Genomic DNA, 15,740 nt, shown 5'->3' with positions numbered 1-15,740 from the left:
AAATCGTGCTGGGCCAGAATCAACGGTTCTGGCCCAGGTTATCCGTATAGGCGTTGGCAAGTCGAACAAATTCGCACAAACCCAAAGTCTCCCCACGTCGATCCGGTTGGATCCCGGCTGTCTCCAACAATTCCCGCGCGCCGTCGCGGCTAAGACCCAACCCTCCGGACAGGGCGTTAGCCAGCGTCTTACGGCGGGTGGCAAAGGCTGCCCGCACCACGCTTCGGAGGTCGGCAAGGCGCTTGGCCGGACAAACGGGTGGACGGCAGGTCAAACGAACGACGACCGAATCGACGCCCGGGGGAGGCAAAAAACTGGAGGGCGACACCGTCACCACCCGCTCCACCTCGGCCCGGTACTGAACCATCACCGACAGCGCCCCGTAAGCCTTGCCCCCTGGCGGCGCCGCGAGCCTGTCGGCCACCTCTTTCTGCACCATGACGAGGATGTTGGAGACATTCACATCCGACTCCAGGATGTGGAACAAAATCGGTGTAGTCACGTAATAGGGCAGATTAGCCACCACGTGCACCCGCGCGCAGTCGGTAAATTCGGACCAAAGCCCGGCCAAGTCGACCTCAAGGACATCGGCAAAGAGCACGCGGACGTGCGGAAACTCAGCCAGCGACTCGGCCAACAATGGCCTTAGCGCCTGGTCCTTTTCCACCGCCGCCACCCGTTTAGCCCTCGTCGCCAAGCGCTGTGTCAACACCCCGGCGCCCGGACCAATCTCCAACACTCCGTCTGTCTCGGCGATGTCCGCCGCCTCGACAATCGCGTTTAGTACCCGTCCGTCGATGAGAAAGTTCTGCCCCAGGCCCTTTTTCAGCGTAAACCCGTGTCGAGCCAAGAACCGTTTGAGGTCGGCCGCCTTGACCAATTCCAGGGTCTCAGACACCCGCCTCATCCCCTTTCTCGGCGGCGAGTTTCGCAGTGGGAAGTTGCACGGCGGCGAGCGCCGCATCCCACTCCGCAAGCGTGACGCCAAAGAGGTTCAGCTTTTTGACGAACGACTTCGCGTTGCCGGCCCCGATGCCCAAAACCTCGCCGACCCTCTGCCGATAGACAGCCGCACCGGGACTGCCAGCCAGCCCACAGGCGGTCAACTCGGCGAGGGTAAACCGGGGCGGTTCCAACTCCGTGCCGGCCGCGGCCTGGTTCCTGAGGTTCAGCCCGGGTGCCTCGCCGACGGCAGGTTCAGCTTCCCTTCCACCTGCGCTGTTTATACGGGTAGCCCGAGCTCCCTCCAGCGCCCGTACGATGGCGTCTCGGCTGGCCAGCTCCACGCCCACGCGGCGGCCGTCGGTCGCCTCTCGTCGCGGGATGAAGGCGTGCCGGCAACCTGGAACGTGTGCGTCAATGCGACGGCGGATACGCTCCCCAGGACCGTCCGGATCGGTCAAAATGATGAGACCCCGGCGCTCGCGAATTCGGCGCAGCTGGTCCAGTACGCGGCGCCCGACACGGTCACCGCCGACCACGAACACATCCGCGTCCACGACGCTCTCCAGCTTTTGCTTATCGTGCATCCCTTCGACCACGATGACCTCTGCAAACCGCGGCCGTTGGCGGGCTGGCCGGCCGCGCACCGCCTGGCCGCGCCTCGATTCACCAGGGCGCCCGTTGTTGCGCTGCGTAGTGTTGTGCTCTGCCTCATCAAGCCGCGCCGCACAGTAAAGCGCCTCATCACGTCCGACCTCAGCCACGGGATTTCGTGTCCTCCTCGTCCGTCCCAGTTGCGGGCAGGGCAAACAGCCGGCGCGCGTTGGCGGTCGTCTGCGCAGCCACCTGGGCCACAGTCTCTCCGCGGACCTGGGCCAGTGTCTCGGCGACGAGACGGACCCGCTCCGGTTCGTTGCGCTTGCCACGCAGAGGGTGCGGGGAGAGGTACGGGCTGTCCGTCTCAATCAACAGCCTGTCAGCCGGGACGCGGGCGGCGACCTGGCGCAGCTCCTCGTTGCGCTTGAACGTCACCGGCCCGCCAAACGAGATGTAAAACCCGATGGCCAGGCAGCGTGCGGCCGCCTCCCAGTCGGCGCTGAAACAGTGCATCACGCCGCAGAGCGTCGGGCCCGCCTCCTCCTCCAACAACCGCACGGTGTCCTCCGTCGCGTCCCGATTGTGAATGATGACCGGCAGTCCGAGTTCCTTAGCCAGGCACAGCTGTGCCCGCAGCACCGCCTGTTGGACATCCGGCGGCGCGGTGTTCCAGTAGTAATCAAGGCCAATCTCGCCAATTGCCACCACCTTCGCGTCTTCCGCCAAGGCGCGTACGGCGGGGATGTCCGCCACGGTGTGCGTATTCAACGACTCTGGATGCAGCCCCACTGCGGCATACACATCCGGGAACTGACGGGTGAGTCGGATGGCCTCCTCGGCGGTGGCCAAGTCCACCGCCGGCACCACAAACCCCTCTACCCCAGCCTGACGCGCCCGTTCGACGACCGCCGGCAGGTCGTCGCGAAACCGCTCGTCAAACAGGTGGCAGTGGCTGTCAAACAGCATCACTTCACCACCGCGCCGTTCGGGATTGAATCCGGTACGGACACCAGCTTCAGTTGATTGCCCTCAGAGGCGCACAGCACCATGCCGTTGGATTGCACCCCGCGCAGCTTGACCGGTTTGAGGTTGGTCACCACGACCGTTTTCTGCCCAATCAGCTCCTCGGGCTGATAGTACTGGGCAATTCCTGAGACGATTTGCCGCACCTCGCTGCCCAGGTCAATCTCCAGGCGCAGGAGTTTGTCGGCCCCCTCAATCCGTTCCGCGACCCGAATCTGACCGACGGTCAGCTCCACTTGGTCAAACACGTCAATGCCAATCTGCGGTTTTCCTTCTTTCACCTGCGTCTCGCTCACAGCAGACCCTCCTTGTATCGCGTTATCCGGTGCAGCCTCCTTGGCCGCATTCGCCTGTGCCCTTTCTGTTGCCTTTGTTCCCTGAGCTTGCGGTGCACCTTGGGTGGCTTTCGCCAGCGCCTCCACCTCCGCCTCCACGTCGAGGCGTGGGAACAGCGGCTCCCCAGCTTCTACCGTCTTACCGGCGGTCAGGCGGCCAAAGTCGCGCGTGCTGTCCCAGGTGGTTTCCGCCTCGTTCAGGTGGAATTGGGCAAAGATGCGGGCGGACGCCTGCGGCAGGAACGGCTGCACCAGAATCGCCGCAATGCGGATGGCTTCACACATGGTGTACAGTACGGTCCCCAAACGCTCCGTTTCGCCCGCCTTGTTCAATGCCCACGGGGCGCTTTCGTCGATGTACTTGTTGGCCGCCCGCACCAGGCGCCAGATGTGCTCCAAGGCGACCGAGAACTGCAGCCGGTCCATCGCGTCCTCGACCGCCGGGATGGTGTCAGCCGCCAGCCGCGCCAGGTCTTCCTCCAGTTGTTGCCGCGATCCCGGCTGCGGAATGACGCCTTGGTGGAACCGGTGCAGCATCGCCGCCGTGCGGTGGACCAGGTTGCCAAAGTCGTTGGCCAGGTCAAAGTTTAGCCGCTGCAGAAGCGATTCCGGTGTGAAAACCCCGTCCTGGCCAAACGGAATTTCGCGCAGCAGGTAGTAACGGATGGCATCGCTGCCGTAGCGGTCAATGAGCAACTTCGGATCGATCACGTTGCCCTTGGACTTGCTCATCTTGCCGTCCTTCATCATGAAGAACCCGTGACCATAGACCTGCTTGGGTAAGGGCAATCCCAACGCCATGAGGATAATCGGCCAATAGATGACGTGGAAACGGACGATGTCCTTGCCGACGAAATGCACGTCAGCCGGCCAGTAGCGATCAAAACGAGCGCGCTGGTCCGGATCGTCCGACAGATAGCCGAGCGCGGTGATGTAGTTGGTCAGGGCGTCCAGCCACACGTAGACCACGTGCTTTGGATTGCGGCGGACGTGAATCCCCCAATTGAATGAGGTGCGCGACACGCACAGGTCCTGCAGACCCGGTTTGATGAAGTTGTTAATCATCTCGTTCTTGCGCGACTCGGGCTGGATGAACTCGGGGTGCGCGTCATAGTAAGCCAAAAGTTTGTCCACGTATTTGCTCATCCGGAAGAAATAGCTCTCTTCCTGGACGTACTGGACCTCCCGGCCGCAGTCTGGGCACTTGCCGCCCACGAGCTCGCGCTCCGACCAGAACGATTCGCATGGGGTACAATACCAGCCTTCGTACTGACCGAGATAGATATCCCCTTGGTCAATCAGGCGCTCGAAGATCTCCTCGACTACCTTGGTATGGCGCGGCTCGGTGGTGCGGATGAAGTCGTCGTAGGAGATGTCGAGCCTATCCCACAAGTCGCGGATCCAGGCGATGATGTTGTCCAAGTAGGCCAACGGCTCCTGCCCGGCCTTTTCGGCTCGCTGCTGAATCTTTAGGCCGTGTTCATCCGTCCCCGTCAGGTACATGACATCAAAGCCGCGCAGCCGCTTATAGCGGGCGAGCGCATCGGCCGCCACGGTGGTGTACGCGTGGCCGATGTGCAGCTTGTCGTTCGGATAATAGATGGGGGTCGTAATGTAGAACGTTGGCTTCCCCATGTCCAAACCTCCCTTGTATGGAATTTTGTGTGGATTTGTAGCGAAGAGGCGGAGCGCTGTGTAAGGCGGGCTCTTACAAAAAGGCCCGCCCCTGCTTGGGGCGAGCCTAAACCCGCGGTACCACCCAACTTTGCGCTGGACGCGGCAAAACCGCGCACGCGCCTTCCTTTTGATAACGGGAATCCCCGCGCGCGCCTACCCCGCCACCCTAGGGCCGCGGCTCAACGCGCGAGTCTCCGGAACCATACCACTGCGGGACCGCACATCGGCTCACACCCTCCCGACTCGCTGGCGTGCGGACACCCCGAAGCTCCATTCCTTCACAGACGTTCGTGTTCAATTGAATGCTTGAAATATAGCAGGAACTCCACAAGGTGTCAAATGACAGGCGCGAACGTAAAGGTTTGTATTGACTGGTACTCCTATCTGGTCGTATCTTAAGAATCGAGGTTCTCCAATTACAGTTATGTATGTACCATCCAATTTCGTCCGACAAGGATGAGGAATAAACACCACGCATCCAGCCCAGGATCGGCTTTTTCGCTGGAAGTCCTGCCGTTTCGAATGCGAATTCAGCGTCCAGAAGGAGTGAAAAGCGGGAGACCTGGAATTTTTCAAGGTTCTTTTTCAAAAAGATCTATGCAAATATCTTGCTATCATGTATAGTTACAGTAATTCCAAGCGTCATTTGGGCTGATAGGCATTGGTTGAACCGACAGCCTGGGAATAAACAATATCACGTTTATGCCCGCCCAACTGGCAAAACAGTGAGCGATTCACTGACATCCCGAAAAGGATCTGACCCTGGGAGTCTGGCCCACCGAGGTTGAATGACTTTTCGGAACAATGTTAAGGAGTGATGAAAGTGAAGTCGACCGGCATTGTGCGCAAGGTGGACGAGCTTGGACGCGTTGTGATTCCGATTGAATTGCGACGGACACTCGGGATTGCCGAAAAGGATGCACTGGAAATCTACGTGGACGGAGACCGCATCATCCTGAAGAAATACGAGCCGGCTTGCATCTTCTGCGGTCAAGCGGACGAGATTATTCACTTTAAAGGTAAGAACATCTGCCCATCCTGCATCGCGGAAATGAGCTCCTGAAATCTGACGTGTCCTACGTTGGCGGGCCGCCCGGCCCGCCAATCGCGCCGTGCGAGCTGTGTCTGATGTTTTTAAGCCTTTGTCTCCGGAAGCGTGGCCTGATATAACCGCCGCCTCGGCACACCATGCGCTCTCGCCGCTTCGCGCACCGCCTGGGTGTGCGTCTCTCCGGCTACCATGCGCGCCTGAACCTCCGCCATGGCAGACTCGAACCGCGATGCGGGCGACTCAGACTGCGATGCGGCCGACACACCCTCACCACGGACTGCACTGGCATGGTCGTCCTTAGCGGCCGGCACCTCTCTACCGTGACCCGCCGCCCCGGCAGCCCGTTCGCCGAGCCGCCGAATTGCGTCAAGTACAATCACGTACTCTCCGCGCGTGCCTTCGGTTTGCACGAATTTCAGCACGTCCTCCACCGGTCCCCGGATAAACTGCTCATGCCGCTTGGTCAGCTCCCGTCCAAGCACCACCCGCCGTCCCGGAAAGCGCTCCGCCAAGCGCTGCAACGTCCCCTCCAGCCGATGCGGGGCTTCGTAGCAGACGACGCTGCCCGGCAGCGTGGCGACATCCTCCAGCACCGCATTCAGCTCACGGTTGGACCTAGGCAGGAATCCGATGAACGTGAACGGCAGCATCGAACAGCCGCTTGCGACCAGGGCAGCCAAGAGGGCGCTCGGCCCCGGCACCGGAATGACCGGAATCTTCTCCTCCACAGCCAACGCTACCGCGTCTTCGCCCGGATCGGACAAGAGCGGGGTGCCCGCGTCCGACACCAACGCAATCCGTTTGCCTTCCGCCCACCACCCACGCAGGTCGTCCCGTCGCGAAGCCTGGTTGTGTTGGTGATAGCTGACCAGCGTCTTCCCCGGGATCTCGTAGCGAGCGAGCAATTTGCGCGTCTGACGTGTGTCTTCGGCGCAAATCACATCCGCCTGCCGCAACACGTCGAGCAGACGAAACGTCACGTCCTGCAAATTGCCGATAGGGGTACTGCACACCCAGAGACAAGGCGCCTCCGATACAAAACTGTCCTGGACCGATATCATGCTACCCTCCTGAAGGCATCCATGCGGCTGTCCCAGCGCGAGCGCTGTGCTGACAACGAAGGGGACGGCCGCCTGCCGTCCCCCTGTTCACTAACTCTTTTTCAAAAAACCCATACAGAACAGGCATTCGCCTTCCGTACGCAAACTCCCGTATTTGACGTTGCAGATGTGGAACCCTTCTTGGTAAATCCGGTACAGGTTATCCAGACCTGAACCCGGCTCCTGTGTCTCGCCGGTAGCTAAACGCTTCCAGCGTTCCTTCTCCTGCTCCAGGTGCTGGTTCTCCTCAATCAGGGTCTGGATTTTCTGTTTCAACGACCCCAGTTCGACGTACAACTCGCCAATCCGTTCCTCCAGGTTTGCGACCTGCACAAACAGCGACTGTTTGTCCATGGTGGTTAGATCAACGTCCCCTGTTCCTGGTAGACATCGTTCTCGAACTTCAGACAGCACATCAGCCGGCCGCACAGGCCCGAAATCTTCGTCGGATTGAGCGAAAGGCCTTGGTCTTTCGCCATCCGAATGGAAACGGGATCAAACTCTCCCATCCATGTGCTACAGCAAAGCAATCGGCCGCAAGGGCCAATGCCACCAAGCATCTTGGCTTCGTCTCGCACACCAATCTGTCGTAACTCAATACGCACCCGGAAGACGGACGCCAGGTCCTTGACCAGCTCGCGAAAATCCACGCGCCCGTCGGCAGTGAAGTAGAAAATGAGCTTCGCACGGTCAAACGTATACTCCGCGTCGACCGATTTCATCTGCAAACCGTGCGCCGCAATCTTTTGCTTGAACACCGCGATGGCCTCTTTCGCCCGCCGCTGATTGTCAACCACCTGCATGGCATCCTCTGCCGTCGCCACGCGGCGAACCTTTTTCAACGGCAACACCACGTCGTCCGCGGTGACCTGTTGCGGCCCCACCACCACTTCGCCGTATTCGACACCACGCGTAGTCTCCACGATGACGTGATCGTTACGTACAATCGAAAAATCCCCGGGGTCAAAGTAGTAGATCTTCCCGGCCGGTTTAAACCGGACACCGATAACCGTATACATGTGATTCGCCCCCCGGTGCCGTCACCCGGCCGCGGGCCAACCCGATGAAGGTAGGCTACGGCCGCAAGCGCCGCAAGCGAATGCATAGCTGCTCCGCGTTGAGCGCGGCTGCCACGTGCGACCGAAGCCGTGTCTGTGCATCCAGCAGAAGCTGAATCCCTTGCGTAAGCTGGCCGAGGTCCGCGGACTCCGCCTGCCGCTGGAGCGTGCCGTGGTGGTCCGCAAACCGGATGGGGCCTTGGCCCGCCTTGGTATGCAGGATGTCCTGCCACCAGGCGGAAAGCATCCATAAAACCTGCGGCCATGCGTCCTCTTCAGACACATCCGCCGTCATGTTCTGCAAACGTTCTGCCAACAGCAGTGCTGGTTCTTCCCTGTCCAGCCATGCTTGGGTCCATTGTATCACTCGCGGCAGAAGGGTGGCAAACGTTTCTCCGTCTTGACCCGCACTGGCCAGCGCGGCCGGCCACGGATCCTGCGCCGCTTCTGCTTCGGAAACGGCCGGAAAGGCGAAACACCGAGAGCGAATGGTTGCCAATACGCGTTCCGGGTACGCCGTGGTAAGGATGGCGATGATGGGAGCCGCTGGCTCCTCCAGGGTTTTTAAGAGACGGTTGGCGGCCACCGGAGTCGCCAAGTCGATTTCCCGCAGGACATAGACAATCCGCCGCCCGTGACCGCGGACCATGAGTTGCTGCTGCAACGCCTCTACGTGACCGGTGCGAATTCCGTCCTCTCCCCCGTCGATGACCGTGTAATCGGGGTGGCTGCCCGCCGCAAACTGCCGGCAAGACTCGCATCTCCCGCAGGGAGCCGCTTCGCCCGTACACAACAGGGTTTTCGCCAAAAATTCGGATAAATGCCCGGTCGCGGCTCTCCACCCGATGAAGAGTAATGCGTGCGGCACGCGCCCTTCTGCGATGCGCTGGTATAGGCTGTAGAGCGCCGGGTTTTGCACCGGCCATTGGTCAAACGGGGCCAGCACGCTCATCGCCCACTCCTCACTATCAAAACTGTTCAAACCGCTCTACGTCAAGTACGAACACCGTAGCGCCGCCTACCTGCACGGACACCGGGTACGGCACGTACGATTCTAACTGGCTGCCCAGGGTCGCCATCGGGGTCACCACCTGCTCCCGCGAGCGGCAGCTGTGGCGAATCACATCCAAAACGTTCTCGACCTGATGGTCGTCCACACCGATGAGAAAGGTCGTGTTGCCGGCGTGCAAAAACCCACCTGTGCTGGCGAGTTTCGTGGCCCGAAAGTCGTGCTTCACCAGATTCTGCGCCAGCTTCGGACTGTCTTTGTCCTGCACCACCGCAATCACCATCTTCATGGACGCGCCCCTCCCATCCTCATCTTCTCTTAACGCCCGCGTCATTGCTTTCGGACGCAGCGGGCAAACTTCGCGATTTCCGGTATATTCAGCTATACAAACCAATTCGCGATTTGGTTCCATATCTCCTGCTCAATCGTCTCAACCGGCTTGGTCGCGTCGATAATCCGCACCCGCTCCGGGTTCTTTTCGGCAATCTCGAGCAGGGCTTGGCGCACCCGTTCAAAGTACGCCCGGCCCCTCCGTTCAATCCGATCCGCCGGCTGCCCTGCTTGGGCCAAACGCTCCAGGCTGACGTCCACCGGCAGGTCGAACAAAAACGTGCAATCCGGCTTCAAGCCGCCGGTTGCCACGCGGTTCATCTGTTCGACCATATCCACACCGAGACCAAGCCCAGCCCCCTGATAGGCGAGGCTGGCATCGACAAACCGGTCACAGACGACCGTCACCCCTTCCGCCAGAGCAGGGCGAATGACCTGCGCCACCAACTCGGCCCGAGAGGCCGCGTACAACAGAGCCTCGGTCACCGCGCTGGGGGATGTGTCAGTGTCCAGCAGGAGTCCCCGTATCCGTTCCCCAAGCGGCGTGCCGCCTGGTTCCCGCACCGCCTTGACCGGCCATCCCAGCTCCTCCAGCCGCTGGACCAAGCGCCGCCACTGGGTGGTCTTGCCGGCCCCATCGATGCCTTCAAAACTGATGAATCTCCCCATCCTACGGGCTCCTTCCTCGTCAGCAAACCACTGGAATTTCCCCCGCATCCGTGACCCCTTGTACATCGTATCCGGATGCCAAAAGTGCCGCCAGCCGCTCACAGTGTTCCACATCAATCCGTTGTCCGGGATAAATCAGCGGCACCCCGGGTGGATACGGGACGATGAGTCCCTTGGCGATCCGTCCGGCAGCCTGAGACACTGCCACAGTGGTGCCGGCTGCGGCAGCGGCCGCGCGTGGCGACAGCACGAGCACCGGTTCACTCAGCGCCACGCTCTGCGCATTGAACGGCTCCACATGGGCCCCAGTCGCCGCAGCCTCCTCCGCCTGCCACTCGTCCAACGCCTCGCAATAGCGGGCCAGGGTGCGCTCACGCACGCCCAGGCCAAAGACGGCCAGCACTCCCTGCGCGTCCGCGTACTCCACAAACAGCCCGCGCGTGGCCAAGTGGTCTGCTAGACGGCGGCTGGCCGCCATCTCACCCGTCGGGAGCCAGCGGCGGAGCGGATCGACCCAAAAGCGGTCCTCGGTCAAGGCGTCTTGTGCGCGGCTGTCATCCGGCAGCAGGCCGAACTCCGCCAAGCGCGCCAGCGTCGCCTCCGCGGCGGCCGCCCCTTCCTCCTCACGCCAGGCCCGCGCCGCGTCAATCGACGCCAAGAGCAGATAAGAAGGGCTCGTCGAGTGCAGAAACAAAAGCTCCTCGGCCAGTCGATGTGGGTCAACGCGCCCACCTTGGACGTGCACCCAGGCGGTCTGGGTCAATCCAGGCAGCATTTTGTGCACGCTGTGAATGACTACATCTGCCCCCGCCGCCACGCTGTTGGGCGGCATCCCCGGCAAGCCGAAGTGAGCGCCGTGCGCCTCGTCCACAATCAACGGCAGCCCGCGCGCGTGCACTACCTCAGCGATGGCCGCCACGTCGGCCGCCAGCCCTTGATAGATGGGCGAGGTCAGAAAGACCGCCTTGACCGCGTCGCCGGCTTCGTCCAGCCAACGCCCCACTTCGGCCGGGGTCGGCGGCAGCGTCACCTGCCGCCGGGCGTCAAAGCGGGTCTGCCCCAACCGCGGACGCGCGCCCGACCATACCAATCCGCGCCAGGCGCTGGCGTGAAACGGTCCCGCCATGACCACCACGTCCTCTTCCTCGGCCACCGCCTTGATAGCGGCCATCACCGCGGCGGTCGATCCGTTGACGCTATACAGGCACGTGTCCGATCCGTACGCGGCGGCGGCCAACTGCTGGGAACGCAGGATGCATCCCTGGGCGTGGTGAAAGTTGTCGAGTCCGGGCAGCTCGGTCAAATCGAGCGCCAGCCCCCGGTCGAGAAACGAGAAAAACCGCTCCAGTCCGACGCGCCCCTGTTTGTGGCCAGGGATATGCAAGCTGCCGCGTTCGTATTGAATATGGCGGATGAGCGCATCCAGAATCGGGGTTTCTGCGATGTCAATCCACTCCTAACCACATCGATAAGTGTCCGGAAAGGGGTTCGTGATTCTCATCCCTTTCCGAACGACCCCTATAGCGTGTCATATCTTCGTAACCGCAGCGGAATTAGACAAACATCATCATTCTCTTATGATACAATGTTACCCACAACCCTAGAAGTCTGTCCGGAAAGGGTCAGCACAAACAATCTTGCGAAAACGGAAGTGAGGTATGGGCATGTCTATCCAGCAGAATGCGGGTCTGAGCCTCATCCTGCGGCTGAAAATTCACTCCAGTTCTGGATTCAGTCAGGTTGCGTCGGCCATCGGTGAAGCGGGCGGCGACATCATCGCCGTCGACGTGATTCACGTTGGAAAAGAATACGTCATTCGCGACGTGACGGTCAACGTTCACAATGAGGCTCACCGCGAGCGCGTCATTCGCGCACTGTCGGCGCAGGATGGCATCTCGATTATCAACGTGTCCGACCGCACGTTTCTGTTGCACCTGGGTGGAAAGATTGAGGTCCATGCCAAAGTGCCCGTAAAAAACCGCGACGACCTCTCGCGCGTTTATACCCCGGATGTGGCGCGCATCTGCACCGCAATTCAAGAAGACCCTGGGAAGGCGTTTCAACTCACCATCAAACGCAACACCGTCGCCGTGGTCAGTGACGGCACGGCCGTGTTGGGGCTGGGCGACATCGGCCCCGAGGCCGCGATGCCAGTCATGGAAGGCAAGGCGATGCTGTTCAAGCAATTTGCCAATGTGGACGCCTTCCCCGTCTGCCTGAACACCAAAGACCCGGAGGAAATCATTCGCGTGGTGAAGGCGATTGCCCCCAGCTTCGGCGGCATCAACCTGGAGGACATTTCTTCGCCGCGCTGCTTTGAGATTGAGTCCCGCCTGCGGGAAGAACTGGACATCCCAGTCTTCCACGACGATCAGCACGGCACTGCGGTCGTGCTCTTGGCGGCCTTGTTGAACGCGGTGAAGTTGGTCGGCAAGAAAATGGAAGATTTGCGAGTGGTGGTAGTCGGCATCGGCGCGGCGGGCATCGCCTGCACGAAGATGATTCAGGCCGCCGGCGTGCAAAACATTATCGGTGTGGACCGAGCCGGCATCATCGAAGCCGGGCGAACCTACGATAACCCGATGTGGAACTGGTACGCGGAACACACCAATCCCGAGCGCCGGACGGGCGATTTGTCCGACGCGATTACCGGGGCAGACGTGTTCATCGGGGTCTCCGGGCCGGGGGTGCTCAAGGTCGAACACCTCAAGCGGATGGCGAAAGACCCGATTGTCTTTGCCATGGCGAATCCGGTCCCGGAGATTGCACCGGAGGAAGCGGAACCTTACGTGCGCATCCTCGCTACCGGACGTTCAGACTATCCCAACCAAATCAACAACGTTTTGTGCTTCCCCGGTATCTTCCGCGGTGCCCTGGACGCCCGCGCCAGCGACATCAACGAAGCGATGAAACTGGCGGCGGCCCAGGCGATTGCCAGCTGCGTGCGCGACGACCAGCTGAATGAGCAGTACATCATTCCGAGCGTCTTTAACCGCCACGTCGTCAAAGCGGTCAGCCGCGCCGTCGCGGAGGCCGCCTACAAGTCGGGCGTCGCCCGCCGCGAATCGCCGCTCGCCTTGCAAGGCGCCGAATAGGCCGCGCAACGCTGAGCGCTAGCGGATGCCGTGTGACTGGCGGATCGTCCGCGAATCATAAAATGGTGCGCTGCGCCTTGGAAGACAGGGGGTCACCCTGGCCCAGGCGCAGCCGCTTCAACCGCTGCACGTAATACTGATAGCGGGGTTCGGAGGTGTCTGTTGAGACTATCTCCTTCTCGCACTCGCCACAGATGAACTGACCAAACACGGTAATGCCGATTTCGCGCGGCTGGTCGCAGACAATGCAGCGCCGAATCCGCGCTTTCTGGTTTGACACCGTCTCTCACCAACCTCGCACTACGCTCTTGGACTGACAGACCCCCAAAGACGCCTGTATGCCTGGCGCAAGGTTTTTTCGAGTCTCTCGCAACCACTCCTACCATTATGGGAACCCCAAGGCTCAAATATACGCTACCAAATCTGATGAATCCCGACGGCGACCAGCAGAATCGCCGCCAGATAGGCCGCGTATCCCCCTAGGTACTGGGCGGCAAATCGTCTACCCACCCACGCAGATACGGCCAACAGGAGAAAACCGGCGATGGCCACGGCGACGGCGGTCGTCAAGACCCCAATCTGGGAGATGCCCGCGTCGAATCCGCCCGCAATCGCGTTTAAGGCCAGGGCGACCCCGAGAATCAACGCCTCGCGCAGACTGATGGTCTGAGACTTATCCAAATCCGCCTTGACCGGATCGCGCAGGATTTGTGTGACCATCGTGTGACCACCGTTTTTCACGCGGTGACTGCGGATGGGTTCGAGCAAAATCCACATCCCAACAAGAATGATGATGCCGCCGCCAATGGCGGCCGCCACGCGTACGGGCAGGTAGCGGCTGAGCACGTGTCCGGCCAGCCCGGCGGCGTACGTCATCACCCCGGAAAGCAGCGAAATGACCAGGTTGGCCAACCAGGAGATGCGAATCCCGCGCACGCCGTAGGCGATGCCTACGCCGGCGTTATCAAGGTTGGACGCAACCGCAATCACGACCACTGTGAGCCAGCTGAAATGCAATGGCGAGACACCTCCGGTCTGCCATACACCTTATGAACCGCAGCTTGTCGGTGTTTCCGCAGCGACGTGGTTTTCGCGCATCCGTCGGCACCGATGGCTTGTGCTATAATGCAGTTGCTTTGCAATTGGAGGTGTGTCCCACGGCCGCATCGAACCTTGCCCGGGGCGCCGCCATCATGGTGGTGTGCGTCACGATTGCGAAGTTTTTGGGCCTTATCTATAACATTCCGCTCAATTACCTGATTGGGGCGGAAGGCTTGGGCATTTACTCCGTCGCCTACTCGCTCTACAACATCCTCCTGGTGGTTTCGACCTCCGGGTTTCCCACCGCCCTCGGCCGGTTGATCTCGGAGCGGCGGGCCAAAAAGCGGTATCAGGACGTGGAACAGATGTTTTCGACCACTCTCTTGGTCGTCGGGGTGTTCGGCGTCGTATCGTTTTTCCTGATGTGGTTTGGCGCCCCGTGGTACGCCCGGCTGGTGGCGCTGAAGGCGCAGGACGTGGGCGTGAACCAGGTGGTCTGGTCGGTCCGGGCACTGGCGCCGAGCCTGTTGGTGGTCCCCACCCTGAGCGCGCTGCGCGGGTACATGCAGGGGTTTCAGAACATGGCTCCATCCGCGTATTCTCAGGCTGTGGAGCAGCTGGTACGGGTTCTCACCATTGTCGTCGGGGCCTGGCTGGTCGTGGACGTGTGGGATCCGGGCAACATCGCCGGCGGGGCAGCGGCGGCCACGTTTGGGGCGTTTACCGGCGCGCTGGCCGGACTGATTTTACTGGTCGCAGCCGTGATTCCGCAACGTCGTCGCTTTCACAGGGAACGCGGCGACTGGCGGGTGCACGAATCGCGCAAACAGTCGCTGCGCGCCTTGTACCAATACGCGCTGCCCGCCAGCCTGGGCGCGATCGTAGTGCCCATCTCCGGGCAAATCGACTCCCTGACGGTACAAAACTTTCTCATGTGGGGCGGGGCCACGTTTCACACGGCGGCTGCTCAGTTTGGCATCCTGACTCGGCAGGCCCTGCCGCTCATCAACATTCCGCTGTCCTTCGCCTACGCGATTGGGGCTTCCGTCATGCCGGCCATCGCCCATGCCCGCACCGTGGGCGATACGCGGGCGGTGGAACGACACATTCTCGGCACAATCCGCTCGATGATGTTCATCACCTTTCCGACGGCGGCGGTATTGCTGGTGCTGGCGCGCCCGATTGACATGGCCTTATACCTCACGCACAACGGCTGGGTCATCATCGCCAGTGTGTCCTTGATGAGTGTGCTCAGCGGTCTCGAGCTGATTTCCACGTACATGCTGCAAGGCATCGGGGAGATGTACCGCCCGGTCCGCAACATGTTTGTCGGCATCGCCATCAAGACCCTGTTCAACCTCGTGCTGATTCTTCCGTTTGGCATCATCGGCGCTGCAGTGGCATCGACCATCGGGTACCTATTCTCTTCCTGCTTGAATGTGCTGGCTGTCAAAAAGTATGGGAATGTGCAGTTCTCCGTCCTGCAGAAAGTCTTGCCGGCGTTGGCCGCATCCGTCGTCTGCTCGTTAGCCCTGGCCATCGGGGCGTGGCTGGGCCATGCCTTGGGGCAGGCCGTGGCGGCTGAACATCCAATTGCTTTGGCGTGGGTAGAGTTGATCGTGGCGCTGCCTATCGGGGGTGTGGCCTACCTGTTGGCCGGGATTCGCCTGGGCGCCGTAAGCAGTGACGAACTGGCCAGTCTCCCGGGCATCGGCCGGCGTCTGATGCCGCTCGCCCGCCGGATTCAGCCGGCCGCTGCAGCCGACGCCCGCACTTACCGCCGCCGGTAGGCTTACCGCGCTGGCCGCAGGTG

At 61.1% G+C, this 15,740-nt stretch carries 16 protein-coding genes; 3 read left to right on the top strand and 13 right to left on the bottom strand.

What is annotated here, in order from left to right:
- Positions 1–19: 19 nt before the first annotated feature.
- The 4 genes from rsmA to metG are packed head-to-tail and all read right to left on the bottom strand — an operon-like array spanning position 20 to position 4,532.
- Positions 20–907, bottom strand: coding sequence for a 16S rRNA (adenine(1518)-N(6)/adenine(1519)-N(6))-dimethyltransferase RsmA (gene rsmA / locus H522_RS0110305; protein ID WP_051344158.1), 888 nt, complete (start codon positions 905–907; stop codon positions 20–22).
- Positions 891–1,706, bottom strand: a complete 816-nt coding sequence (locus H522_RS18820) for a ribonuclease M5 (RefSeq protein ID WP_051344157.1) — start codon at positions 1,704–1,706, stop codon at positions 891–893. Before H522_RS18820 ends, rsmA begins: the two co-directional genes overlap by 17 nt.
- Positions 1,699–2,505, bottom strand: coding sequence for a TatD family hydrolase (locus tag H522_RS18815; RefSeq protein ID WP_051344156.1), 807 nt, complete (start codon positions 2,503–2,505; stop codon positions 1,699–1,701). Before H522_RS18815 ends, H522_RS18820 begins: the two co-directional genes overlap by 8 nt.
- Complete coding sequence (gene metG / locus H522_RS0110290) at positions 2,505–4,532, bottom strand: methionine--tRNA ligase (protein ID WP_026962250.1); 2,028 nt, start codon at positions 4,530–4,532, stop codon at positions 2,505–2,507. The genes H522_RS18815 and metG overlap by 1 nt, the downstream gene beginning before the upstream one ends.
- 865 nt (positions 4,533–5,397) lie before the next feature.
- Here metG and H522_RS0110285 point away from each other — a divergent pair.
- Positions 5,398–5,637, top strand: coding sequence for an AbrB/MazE/SpoVT family DNA-binding domain-containing protein (locus H522_RS0110285; protein ID WP_026962249.1), 240 nt, complete (start codon positions 5,398–5,400; stop codon positions 5,635–5,637).
- Between the two features lie 71 nt (positions 5,638–5,708).
- Here the strand turns inward: H522_RS0110285 and rsmI are convergent, their stop codons facing one another.
- The 7 genes from rsmI to H522_RS18810 form a co-directional block, all read right to left on the bottom strand.
- Positions 5,709–6,686 (bottom strand): 16S rRNA (cytidine(1402)-2'-O)-methyltransferase, encoded by a 978-nt coding sequence (rsmI, locus tag H522_RS0110280; RefSeq protein WP_026962248.1) that lies wholly within the window; start codon positions 6,684–6,686, stop codon positions 5,709–5,711.
- A gap of 90 nt (positions 6,687–6,776) precedes the next feature.
- Positions 6,777–7,079, bottom strand: coding sequence for an initiation-control protein YabA (locus tag H522_RS0110275; protein ID WP_026962247.1), 303 nt, complete (start codon positions 7,077–7,079; stop codon positions 6,777–6,779).
- A gap of 5 nt (positions 7,080–7,084) precedes the next feature.
- Entirely contained in the window at positions 7,085–7,744 is a 660-nt protein-coding gene (locus tag H522_RS0110270) for a PSP1 domain-containing protein (protein ID WP_026962246.1), read from the bottom strand.
- A gap of 55 nt (positions 7,745–7,799) precedes the next feature.
- Entirely contained in the window at positions 7,800–8,735 is a 936-nt protein-coding gene (locus H522_RS0110265; RefSeq protein WP_026962245.1) for a DNA polymerase III subunit, read from the bottom strand.
- Between the two features lie 16 nt (positions 8,736–8,751).
- A complete protein-coding gene (locus H522_RS0110260; protein WP_026962244.1) occupies positions 8,752–9,081 on the bottom strand; it encodes a cyclic-di-AMP receptor in 330 nt (109 codons plus the stop codon).
- 92 nt (positions 9,082–9,173) lie between these two features.
- Entirely contained in the window at positions 9,174–9,791 is a 618-nt protein-coding gene (tmk, locus tag H522_RS0110255; RefSeq protein ID WP_026962243.1) for a dTMP kinase, read from the bottom strand.
- 19 nt (positions 9,792–9,810) lie between these two features.
- Positions 9,811–11,217, bottom strand: a complete 1,407-nt coding sequence (locus H522_RS18810; RefSeq protein WP_281173098.1) for an aminotransferase class I/II-fold pyridoxal phosphate-dependent enzyme — start codon at positions 11,215–11,217, stop codon at positions 9,811–9,813.
- 238 nt (positions 11,218–11,455) lie between these two features.
- Between H522_RS18810 and H522_RS0110240 the strand changes: the two genes are divergently transcribed.
- The gene (locus H522_RS0110240) at positions 11,456–12,886 is read left to right on the top strand and encodes an NAD-dependent malic enzyme (protein ID WP_026962241.1); all 1,431 of its coding nucleotides are present in this window, start codon (positions 11,456–11,458) and stop codon (positions 12,884–12,886) included.
- Between the two features lie 55 nt (positions 12,887–12,941).
- Here H522_RS0110240 and H522_RS18805 read toward each other — a convergent pair whose 3' ends face one another.
- Positions 12,942–13,166, bottom strand: coding sequence for a sigma factor G inhibitor Gin (locus H522_RS18805; RefSeq protein ID WP_035453454.1), 225 nt, complete (start codon positions 13,164–13,166; stop codon positions 12,942–12,944).
- A gap of 134 nt (positions 13,167–13,300) precedes the next feature.
- Entirely contained in the window at positions 13,301–13,903 is a 603-nt protein-coding gene (locus tag H522_RS0110230) for a manganese efflux pump (protein WP_026962240.1), read from the bottom strand.
- Here H522_RS0110230 and H522_RS0110225 point away from each other — a divergent pair.
- The gene (locus tag H522_RS0110225; protein ID WP_081412052.1) at positions 13,903–15,717 is read left to right on the top strand and encodes a putative polysaccharide biosynthesis protein; all 1,815 of its coding nucleotides are present in this window, start codon (positions 13,903–13,905) and stop codon (positions 15,715–15,717) included. The genes H522_RS0110230 and H522_RS0110225 overlap by 1 nt on opposite strands.
- The last annotated feature ends 23 nt before the right edge of the window (positions 15,718–15,740 follow it).

This window comes from Alicyclobacillus herbarius DSM 13609 (genome assembly GCF_000430585.1).
Taxonomy (GTDB): Bacteria; Bacillota; Bacilli; order Alicyclobacillales; family Alicyclobacillaceae; genus Alicyclobacillus_G; species Alicyclobacillus_G herbarius.
The sequence above is the reverse complement of the archived record's forward strand: the minus strand, read 5'-3'. Positions and strand labels throughout refer to the sequence as shown.

Coding starts and splice junctions, on each gene's coding strand:
- rsmA (WP_051344158.1), bottom strand. CDS start 907: ATGAGGCGGGTGTCTGAGACCCTGGAATTGGTCAAGGCGGCCGACCTC.
- H522_RS18815 (WP_051344156.1), bottom strand. CDS start 2,505: ATGCTGTTTGACAGCCACTGCCACCTGTTTGACGAGCGGTTTCGCGAC.
- metG (WP_026962250.1), bottom strand. CDS start 4,532: ATGGGGAAGCCAACGTTCTACATTACGACCCCCATCTATTATCCGAAC.
- rsmI (WP_026962248.1), bottom strand. CDS start 6,686: ATGATATCGGTCCAGGACAGTTTTGTATCGGAGGCGCCTTGTCTCTGG.
- H522_RS0110275 (WP_026962247.1), bottom strand. CDS start 7,079: ATGGACAAACAGTCGCTGTTTGTGCAGGTCGCAAACCTGGAGGAACGG.
- H522_RS0110270 (WP_026962246.1), bottom strand. CDS start 7,744: ATGTATACGGTTATCGGTGTCCGGTTTAAACCGGCCGGGAAGATCTAC.
- H522_RS0110265 (WP_026962245.1), bottom strand. CDS start 8,735: ATGAGCGTGCTGGCCCCGTTTGACCAATGGCCGGTGCAAAACCCGGCG.
- H522_RS0110260 (WP_026962244.1), bottom strand. CDS start 9,081: ATGAAGATGGTGATTGCGGTGGTGCAGGACAAAGACAGTCCGAAGCTG.
- tmk (WP_026962243.1), bottom strand. CDS start 9,791: ATGGGGAGATTCATCAGTTTTGAAGGCATCGATGGGGCCGGCAAGACC.
- H522_RS0110240 (WP_026962241.1), top strand. CDS start 11,456: ATGTCTATCCAGCAGAATGCGGGTCTGAGCCTCATCCTGCGGCTGAAA.
- H522_RS0110225 (WP_081412052.1), top strand. CDS start 13,903: ATGGCGAGACACCTCCGGTCTGCCATACACCTTATGAACCGCAGCTTG.